The following is a 24,851-nucleotide window of genomic DNA, read 5'->3' as shown; positions in this document are numbered from 1 at the left end:
CAGCTTATGATCACAATTGCGATTGTCAAGCGTGAGAATTGGTCACCCCGTATGCGGCCACTTCACGGTCAGATTGAGCTATGCATCGGTTACGACCGATCCACGAAGGGGTCGGCCATTTTGCACGACAAAACCGAGATCCGTGTTAGGTCGCTCGCTTCGTTTCCAGCCGGAGCCTTTCATTGCTGCCGGTCCCGAATTCACTGGCAAGGCACTCGGCAACCATCTCCGCGGTTGCCGCCGAAAGTGTCCAGCCCAGGTGGCCGTGGCCGGTGTTGTAGAAGACGCCCGGCATCCTGCCCCTACCAACCCGCGGCATCATGTTCGGCATCATCGGACGCAACCCGGCCCAAGGCACGACCCGGCTGGTGTCGACGGAGGGAAACAGCGTTCGCGTCCAGTCGACCAACGGCCGAATGCGATCCTGGCGTATGTCGCGGTTCATGCCGTTGAACTCTGCCGTTCCCGCGACGCGAAAGCGCCCGGCGCCCAATCGGCTGGTGACGATCTTGGCGGCGTCATCGAGCAGACTGACCCAAGGCGCCGCTTTCTGACTCCGCTCGTCGTCGAGGTGCACGGTGATCGAATAGCCCTTTACGGGATAGACGTTGAGGCGGTCGCCGAGCATCGCCGCGAGGTCGCGGCTCGCGGAGCCGGCGCATACAACGACGCTGTCGGCATCGATCTCATCGACATGAGTTACCCCTGAAGGCGTCTCACGCGAATATTGGATGCGGCAGGCTCCATCCCGAGCGATCCGCCTCACCGTGGCGTCAAGAACGAAGCGCGCGCCTCGCCTCTCGCACGCCCTGGCGAGACCGGAAACGAACTTGTGGATGTCACCGGTGGAATCCGACGGGGTGAAGAAGCCTCCGAAGAAGTCACCATGCAGCGTCGGCTCGATCGACTTCACCTCTGCGGCCGTCACTGGACGACGGTCCAGTCCTCCCTCCACCAGAATGGCATTGACCTTCAGCGCGTGTTCGAAACTCTGCTTGTCTCGATAGATGTGGAGAATGCCACGACGCTCGTGGTCAAATTCAATGCTCTCGCGTTCGGCGATGGCGAAGAGATGCTTGCGCGCGGCGATAGCGAGCCGTGTGATCTCCAGCGTGTTGTCACGGTAGTTCTTGATGTTGAAGATGAATTCGCCAAGCCAGAGGCACTTGTGCCAGGTCGGAGTTGGGCTCATGAGGAGCGGTGCATCACGCTTCAACATCCACTTCATGCCCTTGAGAATCGTCGACCAGGAGTTCCAGACCTCCGCATTGCTCGCGGAAAGTTGGCCCCCATTGGCGAACGATGTCTCCATGCCCGCGTAACGCTGACGCTCGATCACCGTGACGGAATAGCCGCGATTGAGAAGGGCATAGGCGGTGGTGACGCCGGTGATACCGGCGCCGATGACGACAACATGTGGCATTTCACTCTCCGCGATCAAAGTTGGGAGCGGGCCGCGGCCCGCGGGTTGTCCCCAATCTGTCACTGTACCTGAGAGATTAACCGCGACGGCTCGGCCGGTACGGCGGTCCCCTTCGGTGGGCACTCGGAGTGCCGCTCTCCAGATCGTTCAGCTGCATGGTCACTTTTGCCCGAGAGTTTCCTGGGGGTTGCTCCTTCGGCGCCGGCCAACACCGTCGCGACGGCGGCCGATCTCTCCCATGCAGCCTGTTGAACGCGATAGTTCTTCTTACGCCTCCGCAACCAGTCCAGGCACGTCAATTACCGACGTCGTAAAGGGTCGTGGTCGTCTCGACCGCCTCGTCATGCAAACCAGCGCGTTCGACCGCAGTAGCAGCAAGTTGTCGAGCCTTGCGCCGAATCTCCGACTCGTCGACGCCCAGCACCTTGCCGTCGGCAAATGACACCTTGCCATCTACCCAGGTCTGCGTGATCGAAGCGGTTGACGCGGAGAATACCAACGCTTGCAGCGGATCGTAGAACGGAGTCCATTCGACGTGGTCCAGGTCGAAAAGAATGAAATCAGCTTTCTTGCCGACCTCCAGCGAGCCGATCTCGTCGTCCCACATCAGCGCCCTTGCGCCCTCGATGGTCGCCGCACGCAGGGCTTGCCGTGCGGTGAAGATATCCGGCTGCAAGCGCGCGTCCTTGAACATCCCGGCGACGATCAGCATCTGCCGCATCAGATTCATATTGCCAGCGGCCGATACGCCGTCAGTGCCGAGGCCGACCTTCACGCCAGCCTTTACCATCTCCGGATACTTGCCAATGGCAGTCGCGCCCTTGCCAAGTTTGAACGAGGAGCACGGACAGAACGCGACGCTGGCACCACGTTCGGCAAGCAGGCGAACCTCTTCATCGGATACGGCCGCGCCATGTGCGATGACCAGGTTCTTTCCGATGCCACCGGCCCGGTCGATGCGAGTGATGGGCCAGCAGCCATATTTCTTCTCGCAGACCTTCGCCTCCTCGATCGAGGTGGCGAGATGATAGGTAGTACCGACACCCAACCTCTCGGCCAGTTTCACCGCTCCAACGTGGAGCTCGAGACTACATGGCTCCTTGCCTTCGATATTGACCCAGCAACGGGCACGGCCGTCGAGGGCGCCGTTGTAACGGACGACGCAATCCTCCAGCACCTTGAGCGCAGCTTCGGCATTCGGAAAGAAATGATGCTCCACCATTTCCTTGGTCCAGCCGCGGGGCAGCTCAGGCGGAGGATTGTCCGCTGCATGCCGGCCGGTGATGCCGCGAATGCCGACTTTTTCCATCGCGCGAATAACGATGCCTGGATCGTATTGCGAGCCCATGTCAAGAAAGCAGGTCGTGCCACAACGCAGCATCTCAGTGATGCCCAGCAGCGCGCCCCAGTATTCGTCCTCCTCGGTGATGTGGGCGTAAAACGGCTTGGCCCAGTGGAACACCCAGGCGCGGGTATTGAGGTTGTCCGGAAATACCGCGCGCGACAGCGTCTCCGACAGGTGAACGTGGCTGTCGACGAACCCCGGGCAGACGCCAAGCATGCCGCCATCGATCACCTTGTCGAAGCTGACGCCCTTTTGTCGTGTGGCCACGTCATCGGCCGGACCGATATCCGAGATGCGGTCGTTTTCAACCACGAGACTGGCGTTGCGCACGACCGTGTCGTTCTTGTCGACCGTGAAAGCGAAGTTCAAGTTCTTGATGAGCGTGCGCATGCCTCTTCACCCAATATTTTGCCGTCACGAATGGCCTGCCCGGCCCGCCGCGGGCCACTTCAAGCGGCCTTCGCCCCACCGAACAGATCGTCCCGCGCCGGGAGCCGCCGTCAGGCGACGGCGGCCTTGCGCACGGTCCCGCCTTTCCTGGCCGTACCTACTGGAATCAACCGGTCGGTGTCGGCATAGTCAGAAAGCAACTCCGACCCGTTGGCGGTCACCAGCAGCATATCCTTGTTCTGCATTCCGAAGCCATGGCCGGTGTCATAGCAAAGCGGCTCGAAACCGAGCACCATGTTCTCTTCCAGCAGCGCATCGGTGCCGGGCTTGCCGAGCACCGGCGTCAGTCCAAGGTAGGGATCTTCGTGCAGATGCAGGCCGATACCGTGGCCGACGAAGGAGATCGGCGGCAGATTGAGCTTGGCGAGCTTGGCGATGAATGCGTCGTAGATCTTGCGGCAGCTCGCGCCCGGCTTCACTTCCTGCATGATCTCGTATTTGCATTCGACCAGATGGGCCCAGATCTTCTCGGCCATGGGCGGCGCCTCGCCGACAATCGCGGTACGGCAGACGCCGGCCTGATACCCGTCGATGACGGAGAAGATCTCGACGCGGCAGACGTCCCCCCGCTTCAGGATGCGCTCCGATGGACCGACATTTGGCAACACGCTGCGTTCGCCGGTCGCGACGATCATCAGCTTGAAGTGGTCGACCCCCAGCGAATAGACATTGCGGGTCAGGTGGCCGGCAATGTCCATCTCCGAATTTCCCTCGTCGACCACGGCAAGCGTGTCGGTAATCGCCTGGTCGGCAATGCGGGAAAGCTTGCGCAAAAGCGCAATCTCGTCCGAGGTCTTGATTTGACGCAACCGCGCCAGGATCGGCTCGGCGCGCTCGAACTTCGCGGCGGGCATGGCCGCCAGCAGACGGGCGAAGTCGCCCGCCGGCAGGTAGTCCATTTCGAGCCCGATGCGGGCCTGGCCAAGCCCGAGCCCTGCAAGTTGGTCGGCGAGCACCAGCATTGGATCGTCCGAAAACTCCGCCCAAATGCGGGTCGGCACGTCCGGCTGGCGACGCTTGATCGTCGACGCCTCCATATCAACGCCGAACAATGCCGTGCGGCCGTCGGCGGTAACGATGGTCATCGCATGGCGGTGACGGATGAGCGGCTGCGAGGGGACGACGAACCCCGCCGTATATGAAAAGTTTTCAGGCGAAGAGCAGATGATGGCATCCAGCCCATGCTGAGACATTGATTTGACTTGTTTCGCGACAATTTCTGCCCGCATGACTGCTCCCTTTTTTCAACTTTTATGCTGCGTGCTTAGTCTCGCACGCGGTACTTTTCGATTTTCTTCTGGTCGACCTCGATGCCCATCCCCGGTCCGGACGGAACGACGATTGCGCCGTCGACGACCTTAATCGGCTCGACGAGCAGGTCATCCCGGTAGTAGATGCCGGCGACCTGACCGTGCTGAAACTCGGCCGGCGTCGAAATCGGAATGACGCAGGACAGGGTCACGGAGGGTGAGGCCGCGGCAAGCTGGACATTGGCGAGATTGCCGACGCCGGTCTCGATCGAGCCGTTGACGTTGCAGATGATGCCGGCGGCCCGGCACACCGCGCCGACCTCCATGGCCTTGTAGAGACCACCGGCCTTGGTCGTATAGATGGACACGATCTGGATGCCGCCGGATCGAATGATCTGGATCGCATCATGGGCATTCCAGGCCGACTCGTCGGCCATGACGGGCGGATCGATGCGGCGACCGACCTCGGCGATGCGCTCTATGCCCATAACCGGCTGCTCGACATATTTCAGTCGGTTCTTCTCCATCCGGCGAACGATCTGAACGGCCTCGCCGGGCGTCTTGTAACCCTCGTTGGCGTCCACGCAGATCTCGACCGCGCTACCCGCGACCTCGCGCACGGCGTCGACCATCGCAACGTCGCGATCCGGTTCAACTCCGATCTTCACCTTGATGGTGCGCACGCCCTCCTGGACGAGCTTGGTAACTTCGGCGCGAGCCTCCTCGATCGAGATCAAGCCGATCGAATGCGTCACCGGCACCCGATCGCGCGCCTTTCCGCCGAGCAGGGTATGCACCGGTACTCCGAGCCAGCGACCAGCGAGATCGTAGGCAGCGAACTCGACAGCGGCCTTGGAATAGGGATAGCCCCTGATGACGGCGTCCATTCGCGCATGCAGCTCGGCGATATTGCCGAGTTCGACGCCGACGATCGCTGGCGCGAGATAGTTATCGATGACTGCTCGCGTGATCAGCGCGGATTCGCCGAAGTAGCGGCCGAACTCGCCACCCCAATCCTTGAGCGCCGGCGCCTCGCCCCAACCGACGCGGCCGTCGCTGTCGATCATCTTGACGACGACGTATCGGCCGATCACCTCGGTCAGACCTGCCCATTTGTGCTCGCGCCGGGTCGGCAGTTGGACAATCAGCGTTTCGACGGATTTGATCGTGGGCAAAAGGGTCTGCCTTTTTTCGTTTTGCATTTCAGCTCGGTTTTGCAGTACAGTGTCGCAATCATCAAACGTGATCACATTTTATGATCATGAAGCGCAAAGTCAAGGGTCGAGACGGCGGGTTTGTGGTTTGGGCTCGCGGGTCCTAGGAGGAGGAAGAATTGATCGTCGAAGCAACCAACTACTTTGCGAAGGAAGGTAAGGCGCCGGCGGTGCTTCAACAGCGCCGCAAGGCAACCGCGATCCGGCGCGAACTCGGCCTGGAGCCCGGCGAGATCCTTGTCCGTCGCGAGGGAAGCGGGCCTGACGTCCGGTGGGAGTGCAGATTTCCCTCCCTCGCCGCATACGAGGCCGATATGGCCGCTCGCGCAGGCTCGGAGGCGTTTACTCAAGCACGCCAGGCAATGCATACGCTGGTGGAACGGTTCGAGCGACACGTCTTTGAAATGGATGAGAACAGCTAGAGCGCTGCAGCTCACACACTCATTGCGTGACCCATCACGCTAACCCCGTCGGCGCGCCGATCCCCTCCCCCTCTGACTAGAGCGGGGATAACGAATAGCCCGTTCAATCAGCAACTATCGGAAATCCCGATATGTCGCATTGGAAACGCGGATTTTTAAAAAGACTCTAATGGTGGGAATTTCCTCCGACAGCCGTCGAACGGAGAGAAGAGGAGCCCATGTCATTCATCCAGAACACCTGGTACGCCGCTGCATGGTCGCGCGAAATCACACGTAGCTTGCTGCCACGCACGATCGCCAACGAGAACATCGTCTTCTACCGCACGGAAGCGGGCGATATCGCCGCTCTCACCGATCGGTGCCCGCACCGCTTTGTCCCGCTGCATCTCGGGAAGCTCAAGGGCGACATCGTCGAATGCGGCTATCATGGTCTGTGCTTCGATTCGAGCGGCGCATGTACGCTTAATCCGCATGGCGATGGCGCCATCCCGAGGGCGGCCAAGGTCAAGAGCTACAAGGTCGTCGAAAAGTACGATGTAGCGTGGCTTTGGCTCGGCGACGCGAGCAAGGCCGACGAGTCCCTGATCGCCGACTTCAGCGTTTTGACTAACCCGAAGTTTCGTACGGCCAGCAGCTATCTCCACGTCAAGGCGAACTATCAACTGATTTCCGACAATCTGCTCGATTTGAGCCACGGGCAGTACATTCACCCGATGTTCAAGAATGCCGAGGGGCCGCCGAAGTTCGAGGCCGAGAAGGACCCGCAACTCAATGAGGTCTGGGCAAGATTCTCGCGCCCCAACCAATTTCCGAACAAGTATTTTCAGATGCTGGGGTATCCAAAGGATCAACGGGGCGACCATCGCAACTTCATGCGGTGGAACGCACCGTCCCTCCTCCTGCTTGACGTAGGCATGACGGGCGTCGGCAGGCCGCCGGAAGAAGGACTTTCGATTCCGACCTCACATCTGCTCACGCCAGAAACCGAAACGACGACGCACTACTTCTGGGCCATGTCCCGCGATTTCCGTCAGGATGAGGATGAGCTCAGCGAGGAGCTGCTGAGGGTCGGCGTGGCGGTCTTCGACGACGAGGACAAGCCGGTTATCGAAGCTCAACAGCGCAGGGTGAACACCCAGGACTTGATGTCGCTGAAGCCGGTTCTTCTACAGACCGACGGCCCGGCAGTCAGGGCACGGCGGATCGTGGAGGCCCAGCTCCGCGCCGAGCAACCCTAATTGCTAAGATCGATCGCCGGACTGCCGAGCTTCTAAGGCTGCCGGCGTCATGAACGGTTCCGCTGGCAGACCGGGCGTCTGCCGTCTCTCCCTAAACTTGGCCGCCGCTTCACACCGGCGGCCATTTTTTTCGGCGTCCCGCGAGAGAATATTCCGGGCATTGATGCACCGGCAATGTTCGGAGCCGGGCCACGAGACCGGCGCCGCCCTCCGCAGTCCCGGTCGGGTACGTGCTAGCGCCGGCTCACACCATGTGCGCGCTCGTCGAGGATTCTCCAAGGAACTGCTGCTAGGACCAATGTGACGCGACGCTTCGACCGGATTTCTCCAGACTGGCGGGAAGCCGGCTACTTACCCAAGTGGTGATGAGAGGTCCGACGCATGTGCGTCGAGTTGGGCGCCCACGCGGGACACCGCTATATGTCGAGAACCAGCTCGTCGGACAACGAGCGGGAACAACAGATCGCAACCCTGTCGTTCCTATTCTTCTCCACGTCCGTCTGAAACGAATCCCGGTGCTCGGGCCGCCCCTTCAGAACCTTTGTCAAACAAGTACCGCAAATTCCCTGCTCGCACGAGAGCTCGACGGCTACTCCATTTTCCTCAAGGACCGACGCGATCGACTTTTCACAGGGCACAACAAATCTCTGGCCGCTGCGTGACGCGACAACCGTAAACGCGTCGCCGCCCTTGACCTCGCCGGCGGAAAAGCTCTCGGTATGAATCCTGTCCTCACGACAACCCGCTTTTCTCGCGGCGGACACGGCAAAGTCGATAAAGCCCTTTGGGCCGCAGATGTAGACACTTGTTCTCGAGCAAACCGCGTTCAGATCGCGCTCTGGCTGAAATCGCTGGTCTGCCGGCCCCTCGTCAACATGAAGCCGAAATCGCTTTGCAAACGGAGCAGCCGAAATTTCGTTGATGAAGGGCGCACGATCCAGCGTACGAACGCACAAGTGGAAGTCGAAGTCGCCGCCGATCGCCTGAAGCCTGTAAGCCATCGAGAGCAGCGGGGTGATCCCAATCCCCCCCGCGAGAAGAATCGCGCGCCCGCCATCCTCAACAAGCTCGAATTTGTTGCGCGGCCGTCCGATCTTGACGATCATTCCCTCACGAAACGTTTCATGAATCGTTCTGGATCCCCCTCGCGAGTGGGGATCGTTGAGGATAGCAAGTCTGTAGTAGCCCGAGCGAGCGGGATCATTGCAAACCGAGTATTGGCGAATAATCCTGTCCGAGACATGGACATCGACATGCGATCCGGCAGACGCGCTCGGCAATTCATTCGGCGTTGCGGGTTCGAGCTCGATGCTCACGATCTCGGTGGCGACGTAATGGATCCTGCGGATCCTCACGTCCATCGTATGTTCTGGATCGACCATCGCTTCAACAGCCTGATAGATGCGAAGAGCGACAAACCCGCTACCGGACAGCCGCATATCAAGGGCTGGATGCTATTCAATTCCACGACGACGCGGAAATCGGTTTCCTGGAGCTGAGCTATCGGCCAAGTCGATAGTTCTACGAAAACACGACGGCCCGCCGTAAACTTGGTCGGGAAGCCACAGAGACCGCAGCCTATGCATCCCGAATATCGGCGACGAGGCGCTCCACGTCAGCAAGCAAGCCTGCAGACTGCTTGCTGAGCTGTTCGGCCGACCGGAACACGAGCTGCGCTGCGGCCCCGGTTTCTCCCGCCATTCGATTGACGCGGACGATGTTGTCGGACACCTGGTTGGTACCGCGTGCCGCCTCCTGGACGTTGCGCGCGATCTGCCCCGTCGCGAGGCCTTGCTGCTGAATGGCCGCGGCAATTGCTACCGTAATCTCGTTGATTGAGACGATCGTGTGACCAATACCCTCGATCGCCTTGACTGCATCGTTGGTCGCCCCTTGCATGGCCTGTATCTGCGCGGATATTGCCTCGGTCGCCTTCGCCGTCTGGCCGGCGAGCGACTTTACCTCGCTCGCCACCACAGCGAAGCCGCTGCCGGCGTCACCCGCGCGCGCGGCCTCGATGGTCGCGTTAAGGGCCAGCAGGTCGGTCTGACCGGCGATATTGGTGATCAATTTCACGACGTCGCCGATCCTCTGCGCTGCAGCCGACAACCCTTGCACGACCTCGTTCGTGCGCTTCGCTTCATCCATGGCCCGCGCGGCAATCGCAGTTGACTGATTCACCTGGCGCCCGATCTCATGAACGGATGCGGACAGCTGCTCCGTTGCGGCAGCGACCGTCTGCACATTGGCCGAGGTCTGCTCTGCGGCGGCCGCGACGGTTGTCGCCTGTTCGGTCGCCTCCTCAGAGTTGGTCGACATGCGCTCCGACGTGACCTGCATCTCGCGGGCAGCTTTGGCGAGCGTATCGAGCGATCTTCGGACATCGCTTTCGAATTCATCGGCCATCTTGCTGATGAGCCGCTTCTTCTCGGCTTCGCTCTGCCGTCTCAAATCGTCCTGAGCCTGACGCAAGCCAATTGTCTCATTCATGCTCTCCTTGAAGACCTGGACAGATCTGGCCATCGCGCCGATCTCGTCCTTTCTGCTCTGGGCGGGAATTGTCACCCCAGTCTTCCCGTTCGAGAGTTCGAGCATCGCCGTCGTCATGCCGGCGAGAGGGTTGGCCACGTTGCGGCTGATCAGGAGGGAAACTCCAACCACGAGCGAAAGGATGACGCAGACGACGCTTCCGAGGCGTCGCGCCTCGGACCAGAAGATTTGATCGATGTCGTCGATATAGAGAGCGCTGGTTAGAACCCAGCCGTGGGTCGGAACTTCGGTCGCATAAGTCAGGGTCGGCACTGGCTCGCTGCCCCCGGGGCGCGGGAAGCTGAAGGTGACGAAACCACCGCCCCGATCGGCGGCTGCGACTGCATCACGAAAGAAATAGACACCGTTCGCATCTTTCGTTTGCATCATATCCTTGCCCTCGAGGGCTTGCTTCGGATGCACCTCGAGGATCCCTGCCTTGGTCGCAGCGTAGAACCGGTTGTCATTGTCGTAGTGTAACGAGCGCAGCAGTGTCTTGGATCGTTCACGAGCCTCCTGCTCCGACAGACCCGCCGCGCGCGCCGCCTGATAATCGGCTTCGATCGCCGTGCGCGCCAGCAGAACCAGTTCCTTCACCTTGGCCATCCTATCCCTGAGCAAGGTGTCCTTGAGGGTTGACAGGCCGATGCCGGCAGTGCCGATCATGCCGATGATCGACAAGAAAACGATGATCAGGAGTTTGGTGGAGATGCGGAGAGATCCAAACATGCGAGCCATTTCTGCTCTTGCTGGCGGACGAAGTCAGCCCAGGCGACCGGAGCGGGGTGGGATGAGGTTTGAGCGGCATCGGGACTGTGTTCCCTCCCCCGCATGCGGAGCAGAACCGACGTGGAGGGTCTCTTCGTGAGTCGTATGGTGGAGAGAGCCTCCACCCGAATCGCATCTCGAGATGCGATCCGAACTCCCCCGCAAGCGGGGAGGGATGCAGTGCGTCTGTGGCCGGACGGCTTCGACCGCGCATCATCCCGCTCCCGGATGGTCTGGTCGATGCGGCCTGCCGCTCGGTCATTCGGGCCCGGCGCGCGTGCGTCGGTGTCCGCCTGCCTTGGCCGGAAGACGCGCGGGCCCAGCTCGACGATAGCCAAGGGCGCCTCCCTGCACTTACGCGTGCCGCAGAATCCGGGAGGTCACACCGACGGACGAAATCCGCGCAGCGATCCGCGACGCCTGGCATCGGTGTATGACACCGACGCAGAGATCGATCGGGTCAGCGAGCCGGCAGCGGACGATGGCATGTCAGCTCCGCTGGACACTTGGCTCGACCTACTTTTTCAGCAAGTCATTGGTATAGAAGTCCGTCGTTGGCTTGTTAGCGTCGATCTGCTCCGTGGTCGACATCAGTTTCAACGCGTCCGAAATGGTCTTGTCGCTGATCCAGCCAAGCGGCCGCCCCTTTTCGGATGTCAGCGTTTCCGACGTTGCAACGACCTGCGCCTTGATCAATTCGTCGGACGGCGATGCACTCCAGGCTTTCTTCAGCGCCGCCGTCGCTGCAGCAGGGTCCGACTTCGTCAGCTCGATCGCCTCTTCGCTCGCCGAGAGGAACCGCTTGAGCGCCTCGGATTTCTCGGCAATCCCCTTGTTACTCACCACGACGGCCAGCCCGGGAACGTTGAGACCGAATTTCGGCAATTCCAACGTGGGAAATTTCGTGCCAGCGCGTTCTTCGACGATGGGCAGGTCAACGTTCGTATAGACGCTGATGAGATCGACGCGCTTTTGCATGAACTGAGGAAATTTCAACTGCGGATCGACTTGAACCTTGTTTATCTTGTCGCAGTTTATCTTGTTGATCGAGCAAAAAACATCGAGGTAGGTCGTGGCGGGGTCACCGACGGAGACGGCCAGCGACTTGCCTTCCATCTGGGCGGGCGTTGTCACCGCCTTGTCGGGCCATGAGATCAAGACGAACGGCGCTCGCTCCTGGTAAATCGCCGCGAGCTTAACAGGCATTCCTTTCTCGATCGCCGAGATTGCAAATATCGCCGGGACAATCACGACGTCTTCATTGCCCTTGACGAGTCCTCCGAGCGCAGCCTGTGCACCAGCGCCTTCTCCCAGGACGACGTCGATTCCCTTCTTCTGGTAAAGGCCCCTCTCTTTACCCAGGTAGAAGAATCCGTATTCCCCCTTGAGCTTCCAGCTGAACCTGACGTTCACGGTGTCCAGTGCCGACGCCGGCGTCGTCACGAACGAGGCGGCAATCGAAACCGCAAAAAGCCCAAGAAGTTTGCGAAGCTTCGGCACGAACCCCTCCTCGCTGATGGCTGCGCGTGGCCGTCCAGGCCGTCGCACAGCACTTGCTCACCTCATTTTGATCTCATATTGTGATCACGAAAACGCAATGTCAAGCGGCTTGCGCACCCGTGCGCGCAAATGTGGCGACGGCCGGACAGCGTCAGGTACATTCGCGCCAGGGAGGGAGAGGATCCCCCAGCAGACCATGGAAACCCCGAAGAGAACAACCATGCGGTTTCGGCACCTGGACATGAACCTGCTCGTCGCGTTGGACGCGATCTTGACCCATCAAAACATATCGCGCGCGGCCGAGCGATTGTTTCTGAGCCAGTCGGCAACGAGCGGAATTCTATCGAGGCTACGCGCGCACTTCGAAGACGAGTTGCTGATTCGGAACGGGCGCCGAATGGCCCTCACACCTCTCGCGGAGGAATTGGCAGGGCCGCTCCGGACGATTCTGGCCGAAACGGAAAAGCTTATGTCAATGCGAAGCTCGTTTGATCCAGCGACGTCCGAGCGACAGTTTACAATCGCCTGCTCCGACTATGTCTGGGCGACCCTGATCATTGATATCCTCGCCGAGCTGCGGGCGATCGCGCCCTCAGTGGACATTTTTTATCAAGGTCCAAGCACCCGGTTTTTCCGTACTGAGATCGATTTCCTGATCGTTCCGGATCGTTTCATGCTGGAGGATTGTCCGTTCTCCGCCCTCCCTTCGATCAACTACGTTTGTATCGTATGGAAAGACAACGAAAGTGTCGGGGACAGCTTGACGCTCGACGAGTTTCTCGAGATGCGCCACGCACAGGCGTATAGCGAGCGAACGACCTTCATCGAGGCATGGTTCTTCAAGCAATTTGGCCGGGCTCCGCAGGCCGGGATAACTGCACCAAGCTTCACGCTGCTCCCGGAAGCCATTATCGGGACCCGATTTCTCGCGCTCATCCCCGCAGACCTGGCTGAGCGCGCGGCGGCCACCCTGCCGATCAGGAAAGTGGAGGCCCCGATATCCCTCCCTTTGATGACCGATGTGCTGCAATGGCGGGTCTCGCAGGATAGGGATCCCGGGCAGCAGTGGTTGCGAACTCTCATTCTCGACGTTGCCCATCGACGACGCAATTCGAGCTAGGGCGCAACGAGACCCGGTGGAATCGTTACCGCGCTTTGGCTCCTTGTTTGAGCCTGATCCTTTCCGAAAATCGTCGGATCGGCCTGATGGGTAAGCAGAAGGTGTCTCAATAAAGTATTCAATTTTGCAGGAAAGCCGGTTGTTGGGCCGCGGTTTCTTGCGTTTTGAGATTTTGCTTTCGCAGCGATTCGTGATTCCCTAACGGCGGGTTATCGGCATAGGGGACGGCGATGAGCAAACCGCTGGATGATCGCCGGAAAGACCTGTTGCTTCCGGCGCTTGATCAAATCATCGACATGGGCCACCCGCTGGTGCGGTTGGCGGCTCTGATCGACTGGAAGTTTCTGGATGACCGCTTTGGTTCGGTGTGCCAAACCGGTCCGGGGCAACCGGGGCTGCCGACGCGGCTTGTCGCCGGCCTGTCATCCTGAAGCACATGCACAACCTGTCGGATGAGGTGCTGTGTGCGGATTCCGACGAAGTCGCACAGGTGCACCGATCTGAAATCGCCCGTTGATTCCGAGACGATGTCGCCCACCTCTCCGATTTGATCTCGCCCGGTGGCGAGGCGTTCTGGCCGGTTGGTTCTCTGGCATCGGTCAAGCTGCGTGGTCAATCTGGAATCGCGGCTTGAACCTGTTTTTTCGTCTGCGGTTGCTGTGGGCATGTGGGCAACGCGGTTGCGTTGTCCAAGCGCAGCGGCATGTCCACAGCGTTACGGTCGGGTGGATGGCAGGGTTCGGCGCAGGCTCTCGCCGGTGGGGTCGAGCCGGTGGGCGTTGTGAACGAGGCGATCGAGCACGGCATCAGCGTAAGTCGGACGTGCCATGTATCCACGGGGAGCTGGCTGGTGACGAGGGTGGAACGGCGACCGTAGCGATCCTCCAGGATATCCAGAAGATCGTGGCGGGCGCCGGCGTCGAGCGGAGCGAGGCCCCAGTCATCGAGTCACGTTGAGCTCAACGTGACTCGATTTATGTGGAGCGCACAGTGATGTGGAGTTGAGGGTCGACAATCGGCGCCGGTCCGGTTTTTGACAGCCGCCAACTCCACATAATTTACCTGTAGGTCATAGCCTCTTCAGCCAATCAACGATGTTGATCGCCGCAGAGGAGACGTGCCCGGCACGAGGCGGTGCGAGGATCTCAGGGAACACCTGCATTAGCGCCTGGCGTTTTAGATCGATGTCCGCCCTTGCATAGGTCATGGTAGTGTTCAGCGACGAATGCCCGAGCCATTGGCTGATGGTCGCGAAGTCGACTCCCGCCTTCAGGAGAAAGATGGCGGTCGTATGCCGCAAGGAATGGGGATGGATCCGCTTCTCCTGCAGCGTGCGGGTTGCACTGGCTCCGGCCGTGATGTGCTTCTTGAGCAGGTAACGAACGCCAAAGCGGGTCAACTTGTTGCCCTGGCGGTTCACGAACAGCGGAGAGTCGCCGCCCTCTGAATGAGCAGCACTGTTCGAGAGGTCCTGCAGAAGCCGTGCGGTTTGCAGCCAAATTGGACACAATCGCATTTTGCCGCCTTTGCCGCGCAGCCGGACTTGATGAGGAGGATCAGTGCGGATGTCGCACGGGCGCAGATCGAGTATCTCCTGAACACGGGCACCCGTATTGAGCATCAGTGCGAACAGGGCATAGTCGCGCTTACCCGTTCCGTGGAGCGATCGATCGATTTGAGCAACGCTTCGACTTCCTGCGGCTCAAGGTATTCGATCGGCTTGCTACGCGCGCCGCCTTTGAACGGTACGCCTAGCACGCGCTGCAGCTCGGCTAGATGGGCGGGCTGTTCGGTTGCAAGAAAGTTGCGATGTGCTGTTCAGCGTCGCGCTGGAAAGGCCACGCACCTCCGATAGATGCCGTTTGTAGCGATCAAGAAGCGATGAGAACGGGTCTGGCGCCGGTTCCCTGACGAGCAGTCTTCTCACGGTGAGAAAGCGTACAACGGCGCATCGAGTGCCTTGCAATGACGTAGAAGAAAATGCTTGCGAGAAAAACCTCTCTGAAACGCCGGTATCGCAATCAAGCCGCGCCGCGCCCATCCGATCGAGGGCTTCCTTTAGCCCTCGTACGTGGCGGCAGGCTATGGGTCGGGCGTATCCAGCCGAGATGAGCCAAGCGGCGAAATCTTCCAACAAAGCGCCATTGGGCGATCCCGTGTAGCACGGTGAACCTTCCGAAATAAGTGTTCGAGCATGGTTGCCCCCGTTGGATGGTTGGGAGAACCACGCTACCGTCGTCAGTTATGTTGAGTAGGAACGGTCGAAGCGGCTGTTAATAGCGGGGAGATCGATACGGCTCCACATCACTGTGCGCTCCACATAAATCAAGGATCAGCAGATTGACGCGGCCGAGGGCGCGCAACAGGCGCGGATGGCGGCCGTCGCCGCGTGCGAGCGCCAGGTCGTCGAACAGGCGCGGGACACGTTGGTAGAGCACGGAGCGATTGTCGCGACAGGCCTTGTGGCCGAGCGCCGAGGCGAGCCAGCTCTTGCCGACGCCGGCCGGGCCGCAAATCAGGAGATTGACGCGGTCGTCGATCCAGCGGCCCTCGACGAAGCTGGCGAACAGCGGGCGGTCAAGACCGCGCGGGGTGCGGTAGTCGACGTCGCTTGTCGTAGCGCAGCGAGGCTTCACGTTCGAGCAGCAGCGCAAGCCATTCGGCGTGACCGAGGCTTGCGGCCTCGCCGGTGGCTTCGATGTCGGCGAAAGCCTTGGCCATGCCGTGCAGGCCGAGGGCGTTGAGGCGGTCGAAGGTCGGATGAGTGAGCAAGGGAGGGTCTCCTAATTGTAGTAGCGCGGTCCACGGATGTTGGCATGAAGGATCGGCGCATCGTCCGCGGAGCGCTGGTGAGCAGGACGCCGATCGAGATTGTTGGCGAGGATCGACTTGACCGAGCCATAGGTGCGCGCGTTGGCGGTTTGGACTCTGATCCTGCAATCCGAGTCCGAGGGACCTGCCCTCATCTCTTGCGCAGCAAGGCTGCTCGGAAGATGGTCTACATATTCAACCTCCTTCTTCGCGCCGTCATGGCGCACATACCACGGTGCAGCCCAATGCCGTTGCGCATCCGACCGACGCGCGGCTGATGTATCGGGCCATCACCAAGCTCGTTGAGCTTGCCAAGCGCAATCGTGTGCCGCTGCGCCAGAGCTATCTGCGCCTGGCGAAGCGCGCCGCCATCATGGTCGGCCGCTATACCCACGCCCACCAAACGCGCCCGCGCCAGCTCAAGTTCCTGCGGACGCGGCTTGGCCGGATCATCCGCGACATCCGCCGCAAGATTGATGGCGATGCGGCGCTGGAAGCTCGCTTCGGCCCGCTGCTTGAACTGACGCAGCGGTGCGCACCCAGGATCAGCATCAGCGCGGCCCCAAGGTCTATGCGTTACATGCGCTGGAGGTTGAGTGCATCGGCAAGGGGAAAGCCCGCGCGCCTTACGAGTTCGGCTGCAAGGTCAGTATCGCCACCCCCGTGACGTCCCCGAAGGGCGGACAGTTCGTGCTCCATGCCAAGGCGCTGCACGGCAATCCCTTCGACGGGCACACGCTCGGCCCCGTGGTCGCCGACATGGAGAAGCTCACCGGCGTGGAGGCTCGCCGCATCCATGTCGACAAAGGGTACCGCGGCCACAACCATCCGCACCAGTTCAGGGTCTGGATCTCGGGCTAGGTCCGTCGCGTCACGGCTTCCATCCGGCGCGAGATGAAGCGTCGTGCGGCTGTCGAGCCCGTCATCGGTCACGTCAAGGCCGAGCACCGCATGGACCGCAACTATCTCAAAGGCCGCGTCGGCGACTGTATCAACGCCGTCCTCGCAGCGGCCGGCTACAACTTCGGCCTGCTCCTGCGATGGCTCGCAGAACTCTTGCCTGCCATCATCCGGGCGCTCGCCGAAACTGTCCGGCTCAAAACATCGCTTAAATCAGCGCTCGTCCGCGTTCTTCACGGCGGACTAACATCGACGACGCCACTCGCTTCCGACACTCCGCCGACGTCGGCGCCTATCTCGGCTTGACACCAAGACGTTATCGCACTGGCCGGATCTCCAAGCGCGGTGATCTGAGGCCGGCAAACTGGGCCGTTTTTGGACTAGAGTTTTTCGCTGCCGAATGCCCTCGGCTGGGAGGAGCGACGGACGATGAAGGCCTCGAGGTTTTCGGACGCCCAGAAGGCGTTCATCCTCAAGCAGGGCAGTGACGGGGTTGCGGTGGCGCAGATCTGCCGCAAGGCCGGGATCAGCCAGGCGACCTATTTCAACTGGAAGAAGAAGTATGACGAGCTGCTGCCGACCGAGATGCGCCGGCTGAAGCAGCTCGAGGACGAAAACGGCAAGCTGAAGAAGCTGGCGGCGGACCTGTCGCTCGACAAGGAGATGCTGCAGGACGTGATCCGCCGAAAGCTATGAAGCCTGGCCGGAAGCGCAAGCTGGTCGACGAGGTCTGTGACGAGTGGCAGGTGTCGATCCGCAGGGCCTGTGACGCTCTCGAGTTCGACCGCTCGACGTACCACTACAAGTCCCGTCGCTCCGGCCAGGCTGCTCTCGAACAGAAGATCAGGGAGATCTGTCATGTCCGTGTTCGTTACGGCTATCGTCCTGCTCCGCCGCGAGGGTTGGAGCCATGGTCAGAACAAGACAGGCCGCATCTACCGCGAATTGGGCCTGCAATTGCGCAACAAAACGCCGAAGCGCCGGGTCAAGGCCAAGCTGCGCGAATGACCGCAGGCCGGCCACGCGGTCGAACGAGACCTGGCGATGGACTTCGTCCATGACCGGTTGGCGACGGGACACAAGCTGCGCGTGCTTACGATCATCGATACCTTCTCCCGCTTCTCGCCGGCGCTGCAGCCACGGTTCACCTTCCGCGGCAGCGACGTCGTGGAGATACTGGAAAGGGCCTGCAAGGAAGTGGGCTTCGCGGCGACGATCCGGGTCGATCAGGGCAGAGAGTTTGTGTCGCGCGATCTTGACCTGTGGACCTACCAGCGCGGCGTCACGCTGGACTTCTCGCGGCCAGGCAAGCCAACCGACAATGCATTTATCGAGGCCTTCAACGGCCGCTTCGGGGCCGAATGCCTCAACGCCCACTGGTTCCTGTCTCTTGCGGACGCCCAGCAAAAAAGTGGAGACTTGGCGCAGATACTTTAACGAAGAACGGCCCCATGGCGCGATCGGCAATCGACCGCCGATTTTGCTGCAAAACCACGTCGGCGCAACCAGCCCGCCCACGTGACAAAGGCGCAAAACTCTAGTTCTGGGTGGTCCAAACTTCGGCCTCGCTGCAAAACACCGCAGACTCTAACTGCCACTGGATGAAAATTCAGTGGCAGGTCAGCGCCGCATCAGCGCAAGGTCGTTGCCGTTGGCCGGCCGTGGCGCCGGTAGATCCCAGAGCGCGCGATGCCAAGCAACATGCATTGCTGGCGGATCGACAGCGCCATGTCGGCGCGATCGAGCATTCCACGACGATCCGGCGTGCTCATCTTCCGGACCTCCGCGCTAAAAAGATACGATGAGCGCAACCCGACGGGGAGTTTAACTCGGCGGTGTTTCTCACAGGGAGAGCAACCATGTTCGATCAATTTTACAGCGATCCGACGCCAACGGTCTATGCGGCTATCGAGCTGAGCAAGAAAACCTGGGTCATCTTGCTCCCGGGTAAAGCGCAACCAAGCCTTCACCGGATTGCCGGTGGCTCCTTCGCCGGCCTCGTCATGAGATTGCGCGCCGCCGCAGCGGGCTCTGCTACGAGGCGGGCTATGATGGCTTTTTGTTGGCGTGGGCGTTGGCGGGTGAAGGCCTCGACTGCCGTCGTACTCGATCCAGCCAGTCTCCAGGTCAACCGCCGCGCGCGCGCGTCAAGACGGACCGGATCGACGTGCCGATGCTGGTGCGTGCCCTGATCGCGCTGGATCGCGGCGACCAGCATGTCTGCGCCGTCGTCAAGGTGCCGAGCGTCGAGGAAGAGGACGCGCGCCGCTCGCATCGGGAACGCCAACGATTGGTGCGCGAGCGCACCGCCCATATCAACCGCATCAAAGGTCTTCTCTTTGCGCAGGGCGTTCGGGGCGTCGTGCCGGGCCTGCGACGTACGCGCATCGATTTTCGCAACTGCGCACCGGCGAGGGGCGCCCGCTGGCCGCTCGGCTTCGGGCCGAACTTGAACGCGAATACGCCCGTCTCGAGCCCGTCGAGAGGCAATTGCGCGAGATCGAAGCCGAGCGCGACACCGCCGACGCCCAAGATGCGATGGTCGAACGCAAACGCGGCATGCTGCTTCAATTGCGTGGCATCCGCGCGGCAAGCGCGGCGATCCTCGCCCGGGAGATTTTCGGACGAACCTTCGCCAACCGACAGCAATTGGGATCCTATCTCGGGCTCACGCCGAGCGCTTACGACATCGGATCGTGCTCCCGCACCGCTTCCGGTGCGATCTTTGCCTTTAGTGCCGGGTCGATCTTGCGTCTCCTTCTTCGTCGTCATCATGTGCTCCGTCTATCAAACGGAGCAGCCACTTCCAACTAAAGCACGTGGTCCCAAAATCGGGGTCCATTTCAGCTGCCGCTGCCCCGGCGGAAGCAGTGAAGCTGACCTTAAAAGACAGCGGCGCGAAGGCCGCAATCCTCAACTGCCCATCGAGGAGGAGCAATTGCTTTAGACTTGGCGTCAAGCCCGGCGAGCTTTTCATTATACACGATGGCGAGTTCGATCCGATCATCTCGCGCCATCGTCGTCACTAAGCGCTCCGCGTCCGATCTTGATCAGTTGCGTCGAGTTCATGACATTGCCGTTCGGAAGCCGCCGCTCGCACGAGCAGTCAATCTGCACAAGGTATGAAAGCACGCCGTTTGCTTGTCTCCGCAATGTGGCCGCCTGGCACGCTGACGCACCGCTTCGCCCCTGTTCGCGCGGTCTGCAGCACATTGTAGCGCAGCTCTGAAGACGCAGAGTCGCTTATTGCCAGCTTCTCTGCGCGCGTGGCACGCAATTTGAATCTTCAAGTTCGCGTCAGCGGAAGCGGACGCCTCAACGAAAGGAAGCAAATATGAATATCTCAGATTATGACGTGACCGAACTGACCTTCGAAGAAGCGTGCGCCGCTGCCGGAGGTCAGGACGGCCCTGTGTGTGTTTGGGATCCGGAAGAAGAGAATTGGTATTGCGTACCGGACTCCTTCTAGGAGCGCTTGTAACTGTATTTTTAGCCGGTCCGCGGCGCAGCCGCGGACCGGCTTACCCCAGAGCTACTTTCGTACGAACGCAACCCTCTCGCGCTAACTGCCGCGGGAGTGCTGCCGCTAATTTGCGCCTGGCGATGCCAGCGTCATGATAGATGTGAAATAGTGAGCCCGCGTCCTTCTGAGCGCACTCCGCTGCAGCTGCTCAAACTGAGCTCGATGATTGGCTCGGCCCCCTCTTGTTTACCCGCCAACTATTCATGCCAAGAGTATGTGAAACCTATGTCGTGCCAAACCACCAAGTTGAAGCAGCGCGATATGATGGATTGTGGGGCGGTCAGCCTTGCTTCTGTTGCAGCCCACTACGGCTGCAAGTTGCCATTGTCTCGGATCCGCCAATATGCCTCGACCGACCAGTCTGGTACTACGGTGTCAGGTCTTTTGAACGCGGCTCAGAAGCTAGGCTTCATTGCGAAGGGCGTCAGGGGCGACTTCAACAGCTTACACAAGATACCCAAACCGGCTATCGCGCATGTGATCGTCAAAGAAGTGCTGCACCACTTCGTCGTAATCCAAGCAGTCGACGTGAGGAGGGTCACTGTCATGGACCCTGCGTTTGGTGAAATCCGACGGCTATCGCACGAAGAATTCAAGCGGCAATGGACCGGCGTCATGGTGCTTCTGGTTCCGTCAGACACGTTCAAACGTCGCGATGAGACTACCTCAACTCTTGTTCGTTTCGCCAAGCTGCTTGCCCCACACAAGGTTGCGCTGGCACAGGCTCTGGTCGGCGCACTGGTAACCACCATTCTCGGCCTCTCGACGCCCATTTACGTCCAGAAAACCGTCGATCATGTGATTACGTCGGGCGACCGCAACTTGCTCAACGTCATGACCTTTGTAATGCTGCTGATCCTGGTGCCACAAATCTTAATCAGTCTGCTTAGAAGCCGGCTCATCTTACAAACTGGGCAGAAAATCGATGCGAGCTTGATCGGCAACTACTATACTCACATCCTAAGGCTATCCCAGAATTTCTTCGATAGCATGCGAGTGGGAGAACTCGTTTCGCGGATGAACGACGCGGTGAAAATCAGGAGTTTCCTGAACCAAACCTGCATTACCATGTTCGTCAACATTTTGGTTATACTATTCTCGTTCGGGTTGATGCTCCTCTATTCGTGGAAGATCACTGTGGTTGCGGCGATCTCAATTCCACTATATGCGCTGATATATTGGACGACTAATCGGCTGAATAGCAAGCGCAACCGCGCGACAATGGAGAATGCCGCCGATCTGCAGGCGCAATTGGTGGAATCGATCGGAGCTGTTTCTACGATCAAAACATTCGGGATGGAGAAGAGCGCACGTCTCAAGATGGAGAACCGCCTCGCTAACACGCTACAGTCGGTCTACAGTGCCGCCCTTATTTCGATCATTGGAGACAATGCGTCCACGTTTGTTTCAAGTCTGTTTACGATCCTGCTGATGTGGTGCGGTACCAGACTTGTCCTGGATCAGACCGTCACGCCGGGGGAACTTCTTTCGTGCTATTCGTTGTTCGCCTTCATCGCCCGCCCGGTCGCGAGCCTGATCCAAGTTAACAGATCGGTCCAGGACGCTGTCATCGCGGCGGATCGACTCTTTGAGATTTTCGACCTTGAGCCGGCACGTGACGGCAGCGCTGATGCCACAAATGTCACCCCTGGTGATATTTGCCTTGAAAATGTCACATTTCGTTATGGTGCCCAACCCAATCTTTTTCAAGGTCTCAGCGTCACGTTCCGGAGAGGCGCGATGACGGCGGTGGTGGGGGAAAGCGGCTCGGGCAAGAGTTCCCTTGCAGCGCTGCTACAGAACGTCTACCCGCTTGAAGGGGGCTGTATCCGAATCGGCTCCCATGATCTCAAGGACTTCTCGGCTGTATCGCTGCGTAAGCTTGTCGGCGTGGTTCCGCAATCAACAGATGTATTCTTGGGCTCGGTGATTGAGAACATCGCACTCGGCGAGCTCGAACCGGAGCTCGAGAGTATCATAAAAGTATGCGACCAAACTGGGTTGCGCGAGGCCATCGAGCATTGGCCCGGAGGATTCAAGGCCAACCTCGGGGAAAGTGGCGTAAAGTTGTCTGGCGGCGAGAAACAGCTTCTTTCGTTGGCACGAGTTCTATACAGGAATCCGGAAATCCTGATCCTGGACGAACCTACCGCCTCTCTCGACTCAATTGCCGAAGCCGCTGTGCACCGGCTCCTCGAGAATCTGCTCCGGGCCGGCAAGACCATCGTAGTGATCTCTCACCGGCTTAACACCATCCGTCGCGCTGACAAGATAGTCCTCTTGGAGAGGGGGCGGATAGTTGCGGAAGGGAGGCATACTGATCTATTGACCGAAAGCGCTTATGCTCGATTCTGGCAGAGTCAGACCGAAGAAAGCTGCAGCTGATGGTTCGTGCGAAAGGGCGCAACTGTTCGGGAGCTCTGGCTTCCGGTCGATGCTTCTCACCGCCGTCTGGCGCGAGAATTGCCAACAGCCTGCTAATCTTACTGCGTCACAAACGATGATCTGTGTAGTGGTCGAACTGGATCGCACAACAAGGACATCTCGACAGCGTTCGGACGAGCCCATGTTCGAGCCGTCGTCGCATCGTCGCGATCGAATTTGGCATGTGACGATGGGTCCGCAGCGGCAGATTCACGGGGTCCGTAATCTGCGGGAACGCGAGCGAGCGGGATCGGCGGGGTGCGCTAAGCGCCTGAGGGGGGAATCGTCTCCCGCTCCGAGATCAGGAATCCGTAGGCCGCAATGCACATCGTTGCGTGATGATGAAAGCCGCGCCAGCCGCGTCCCTCGAAGTGTCCGAGCCCAACCTCCTGCTTGAGGTCCTGATAGTCGCGTTCGATGCGCCAGCGCAATTTAGCCGTCTCGACGAGAGATCGGAATGCCACATCCTCCGGCAATGTCGAGAGCCAGTATTTGGTAGGCTGGTCCTCGCCTTTCGGCCATTCAATCAGCAACCATTCCTCCAATCGCGGGGTGGTTTGCCAATAATCACGATGCGCGGCACGGACCCGCACGCGAGCAAAGCGCGAGGTCAGCTTTTCGTTCGTTCCTTGCCGCCATGTGATGGTGCGACAAACTTTGGCCGGCAGGCCGATCGCGAACGCCTTGACGGCGGCCGGCTGATGCTGACGGTTGCGGCGCACCAGTTTCGGTGGACGGCCGCGGCCTGACCATGGCTTCGGCGGCAAGGGACCGGTGCCGGGCGCCCATACCGTTGTGCTCGGCAGAAGACCCGCCACATAGGTCAATCCCAGCGCCGTGATCTCCGTGCGCAGGTCGCTGTTGTTGCCATAGCCCGCGTCCATCAGCACGACAACGCGCGGAAGGCCGCTCGCACAGGCCCACCGCAACTGCTCCAGCGCGATCACCGGCTTGGTCAGAAAGCCGACTTCGGCAGGAATGCCAACCTTGCGCCGCCGATCGCGGTCCTCAGTCCATTCCTTCGGAAGATAAAGGCGATAGGCAGGCTGGCGTGGTGGTTGGCAATCGACAGCGACACCGCTACCTGGCAATTATCCTGCTTGCCGAGCTGCCCGCAATATTGCCGTGCCACTCCAACCGAATGTCGCTCTGCTTGGGAAATCCGGTGACGTCGATGATCCAGGCTTCGATGGGGCCCGGGCGTTCAATCGCTGGCAGGACCATCTCGCGTACCTTGCCCAGCACCTTCTCATCCGACCAGGCGCCGCTGCCGACGAAATACAGCAGCGATTGATGCTGGGCGGCCGTCCGTTCCGGAGCTGTCACCGCCGCCATCGGCTCCACGCTCTTGCAACCGCCACAAGCCATCGGGCCGACGCAATAGTCGCGCAGCGGCGCCTTCCGATCAGCATGACCGATAACACTGGCAAGCCCTTCCAAATATGCCGCAAATCGCTTCTCGCCCGTCTTGGCGCCACGCCCGCTCATGTCGGCCTCATCGGCTGATGGTCCATGCTTCAACAATCACTGATTCTGGCCGGCGGTTTTGTAACTCAGTCAGACTAGGTCAGGCGCTCGCGAACCGGTGCCGTTGCGCATCGACCTTTAGAGCGATCAAGCGAAATTACTCTACTTGACGGCAACACAGCGGCCAGCGCGCTGGCGGACGCAACTAACACCGATCTACATTAGCAGAAACAACGCCGTTGCCGATCTCGCTGCAACGGCGCGACCGCGAGATGGTTTCAGCCGAGTGGCGTTCGGAAATAGATCAGCGGCTTGGTAATGGCTCTCACAGTTTCCAAAAACGCTAATCGCTCTCGGCGAGCGGTCCACTACATACCAACGTTTACATCAGAGCGGACGGTAGCGGCCATCGATCCCTGAGCTGGTCCCGGTTGTCTGAACAGAATCTCCGCGTCGATAAGTGGAGC

Annotated in this window: 16 protein-coding genes, 7 pseudogenes and 1 riboswitch; of the genes and pseudogenes, 10 read left to right on the top strand and 13 right to left on the bottom strand. The window is 60.0% G+C overall.

From position 1 onward, the window contains the following. Nucleotides 1-145 precede the first annotated feature (145 nt). The 4 genes from XH92_RS08025 to XH92_RS08010 all read right to left on the bottom strand — a co-directional run bounded on the left by XH92_RS08025 (nt 146) and on the right by XH92_RS08010 (nt 5,643). Nucleotides 146-1,423 carry a D-amino acid dehydrogenase gene (locus XH92_RS08025; protein ID WP_194458741.1) on the bottom strand — a complete coding sequence of 426 codons (1,278 nt, stop codon included), beginning with the start codon at nt 1,421-1,423 and terminating at the stop codon, nt 146-148. A 146-nt stretch (nt 1,424-1,569) separates the two neighbouring features. Further along, nucleotides 1,570-1,672: riboswitch (glycine riboswitch) on the bottom strand. Between the two features lie 46 nt (nt 1,673-1,718). Next, nucleotides 1,719-3,158: an amidohydrolase family protein gene (locus XH92_RS08020; RefSeq protein WP_194458740.1), complete on the bottom strand. Its 1,440-nt coding sequence runs from the start codon at nt 3,156-3,158 to the stop codon at nt 1,719-1,721. A gap of 110 nt (nt 3,159-3,268) precedes the next feature. Further along, on the bottom strand, nt 3,269-4,447 hold the full coding sequence (locus XH92_RS08015; RefSeq protein WP_194458739.1) for a Xaa-Pro peptidase family protein: 1,179 nt from the start codon (nt 4,445-4,447) through the stop codon (nt 3,269-3,271). Nucleotides 4,448-4,482: 35 nt separating this feature from the next. Continuing rightward, the gene (locus tag XH92_RS08010; RefSeq protein ID WP_194458738.1) at nt 4,483-5,643 is read right to left on the bottom strand and encodes a mandelate racemase/muconate lactonizing enzyme family protein; all 1,161 of its coding nucleotides are present in this window, start codon (nt 5,641-5,643) and stop codon (nt 4,483-4,485) included. Nucleotides 5,644-5,801: 158 nt separating this feature from the next. On the opposite strand from XH92_RS08010, the gene XH92_RS08005 reads away from it, so the two are divergent. Together XH92_RS08005 and XH92_RS08000 are read left to right on the top strand one after the other, a co-directional pair. Next, a complete protein-coding gene (locus XH92_RS08005; protein WP_194458737.1) occupies nt 5,802-6,104 on the top strand; it encodes a hypothetical protein in 303 nt (100 codons plus the stop codon). 218 nt (nt 6,105-6,322) lie between these two features. After that, on the top strand, nt 6,323-7,342 hold the full coding sequence (locus XH92_RS08000) for an aromatic ring-hydroxylating dioxygenase subunit alpha (protein ID WP_194458736.1): 1,020 nt from the start codon (nt 6,323-6,325) through the stop codon (nt 7,340-7,342). Between the two features lie 416 nt (nt 7,343-7,758). On the opposite strand, the gene XH92_RS07995 is transcribed toward XH92_RS08000, so the two are convergent. From XH92_RS07995 to XH92_RS07985, 3 genes are all read right to left on the bottom strand, one after another. After that, nucleotides 7,759-8,781 carry a PDR/VanB family oxidoreductase gene (locus tag XH92_RS07995; protein WP_194458735.1) on the bottom strand — a complete coding sequence of 341 codons (1,023 nt, stop codon included), beginning with the start codon at nt 8,779-8,781 and terminating at the stop codon, nt 7,759-7,761. 139 nt (nt 8,782-8,920) lie between these two features. Further along, entirely contained in the window at nt 8,921-10,609 is a 1,689-nt protein-coding gene (locus XH92_RS07990) for a methyl-accepting chemotaxis protein (protein WP_194458734.1), read from the bottom strand. A gap of 546 nt (nt 10,610-11,155) precedes the next feature. Further along, complete coding sequence (locus tag XH92_RS07985; RefSeq protein ID WP_194458733.1) at nt 11,156-12,139, bottom strand: ABC transporter substrate-binding protein; 984 nt, start codon at nt 12,137-12,139, stop codon at nt 11,156-11,158. Between the two features lie 241 nt (nt 12,140-12,380). On the opposite strand from XH92_RS07985, the gene XH92_RS07980 reads away from it, so the two are divergent. Beyond that, nucleotides 12,381-13,259, top strand: coding sequence for a LysR family transcriptional regulator (locus tag XH92_RS07980; protein ID WP_194458732.1), 879 nt, complete (start codon nt 12,381-12,383; stop codon nt 13,257-13,259). A 230-nt stretch (nt 13,260-13,489) separates the two neighbouring features. Continuing rightward, a pseudogene (locus XH92_RS07975) lies at nt 13,490-13,728 on the top strand (IS5/IS1182 family transposase); the annotation flags it as partial. A 246-nt stretch (nt 13,729-13,974) separates the two neighbouring features. On the opposite strand, the pseudogene XH92_RS07970 reads toward XH92_RS07975, so the two are convergent. The 3 genes and pseudogenes from XH92_RS07970 to XH92_RS07960 form a co-directional block, all read right to left on the bottom strand. Further along, a pseudogene (locus XH92_RS07970) lies at nt 13,975-14,207 on the bottom strand (ATP-binding protein); the annotation flags it as partial. 121 nt (nt 14,208-14,328) lie between these two features. Further along, nucleotides 14,329-14,880, bottom strand: a complete 552-nt coding sequence (locus XH92_RS07965; protein ID WP_246788312.1) for a tyrosine-type recombinase/integrase — start codon at nt 14,878-14,880, stop codon at nt 14,329-14,331. A gap of 703 nt (nt 14,881-15,583) precedes the next feature. Continuing rightward, nucleotides 15,584-16,031, bottom strand: a pseudogene (locus XH92_RS07960) (ATP-binding protein); the annotation flags it as partial. Nucleotides 16,032-16,293: 262 nt separating this feature from the next. Between XH92_RS07960 and XH92_RS07955 the strand changes: the two are divergent. The 3 pseudogenes from XH92_RS07955 to XH92_RS07945 all read left to right on the top strand — a co-directional run. Beyond that, nucleotides 16,294-17,159, top strand: a pseudogene (locus XH92_RS07955) (IS5 family transposase); the annotation flags it as partial. 68 nt (nt 17,160-17,227) lie between these two features. After that, a pseudogene (locus tag XH92_RS07950) lies at nt 17,228-17,320 on the top strand (transposase); the annotation flags it as partial. A gap of 79 nt (nt 17,321-17,399) precedes the next feature. Continuing rightward, nucleotides 17,400-18,492, top strand: a pseudogene (locus tag XH92_RS07945) (IS3 family transposase). Nucleotides 18,493-18,601: 109 nt separating this feature from the next. Here XH92_RS07945 and XH92_RS07940 read toward each other — a convergent pair. Further along, a complete protein-coding gene (locus XH92_RS07940) occupies nt 18,602-18,742 on the bottom strand; it encodes a hypothetical protein (RefSeq protein ID WP_194458731.1) in 141 nt (46 codons plus the stop codon). A 194-nt stretch (nt 18,743-18,936) separates the two neighbouring features. Beyond that, a complete protein-coding gene (locus XH92_RS07935) occupies nt 18,937-19,284 on the bottom strand; it encodes a hypothetical protein (protein ID WP_194458730.1) in 348 nt (115 codons plus the stop codon). A 176-nt stretch (nt 19,285-19,460) separates the two neighbouring features. Here XH92_RS07935 and XH92_RS07930 point away from each other — a divergent pair, with 176 nt between their 5' ends. From XH92_RS07930 to XH92_RS07925, 3 genes are all read left to right on the top strand, one after another. Beyond that, complete coding sequence (locus XH92_RS07930) at nt 19,461-19,784, top strand: transposase (RefSeq protein ID WP_194458729.1); 324 nt, start codon at nt 19,461-19,463, stop codon at nt 19,782-19,784. 520 nt (nt 19,785-20,304) lie between these two features. Beyond that, entirely contained in the window at nt 20,305-20,439 is a 135-nt protein-coding gene (locus tag XH92_RS43575) for a hypothetical protein (RefSeq protein ID WP_256437603.1), read from the top strand. Nucleotides 20,440-20,718: 279 nt separating this feature from the next. Beyond that, nucleotides 20,719-22,878, top strand: a complete 2,160-nt coding sequence (locus tag XH92_RS07925) for a peptidase domain-containing ABC transporter (protein WP_194458728.1) — start codon at nt 20,719-20,721, stop codon at nt 22,876-22,878. Nucleotides 22,879-22,976: 98 nt separating this feature from the next. Here XH92_RS07925 and XH92_RS07920 read toward each other — a convergent pair. Further along, nucleotides 22,977-24,405: pseudogene (locus tag XH92_RS07920) on the bottom strand (IS701 family transposase). Nucleotides 24,406-24,851 lie beyond the last annotated feature (446 nt).

The sequence above is a fragment of the Bradyrhizobium sp. CCBAU 53421 genome (genome assembly GCF_015291625.1).
In the GTDB taxonomy this organism is placed as follows: domain Bacteria; phylum Pseudomonadota; class Alphaproteobacteria; order Rhizobiales; family Xanthobacteraceae; genus Bradyrhizobium.
Note: the sequence above shows the minus strand (reverse complement) of the source record. Positions and strands in the feature narration are given on the sequence as shown.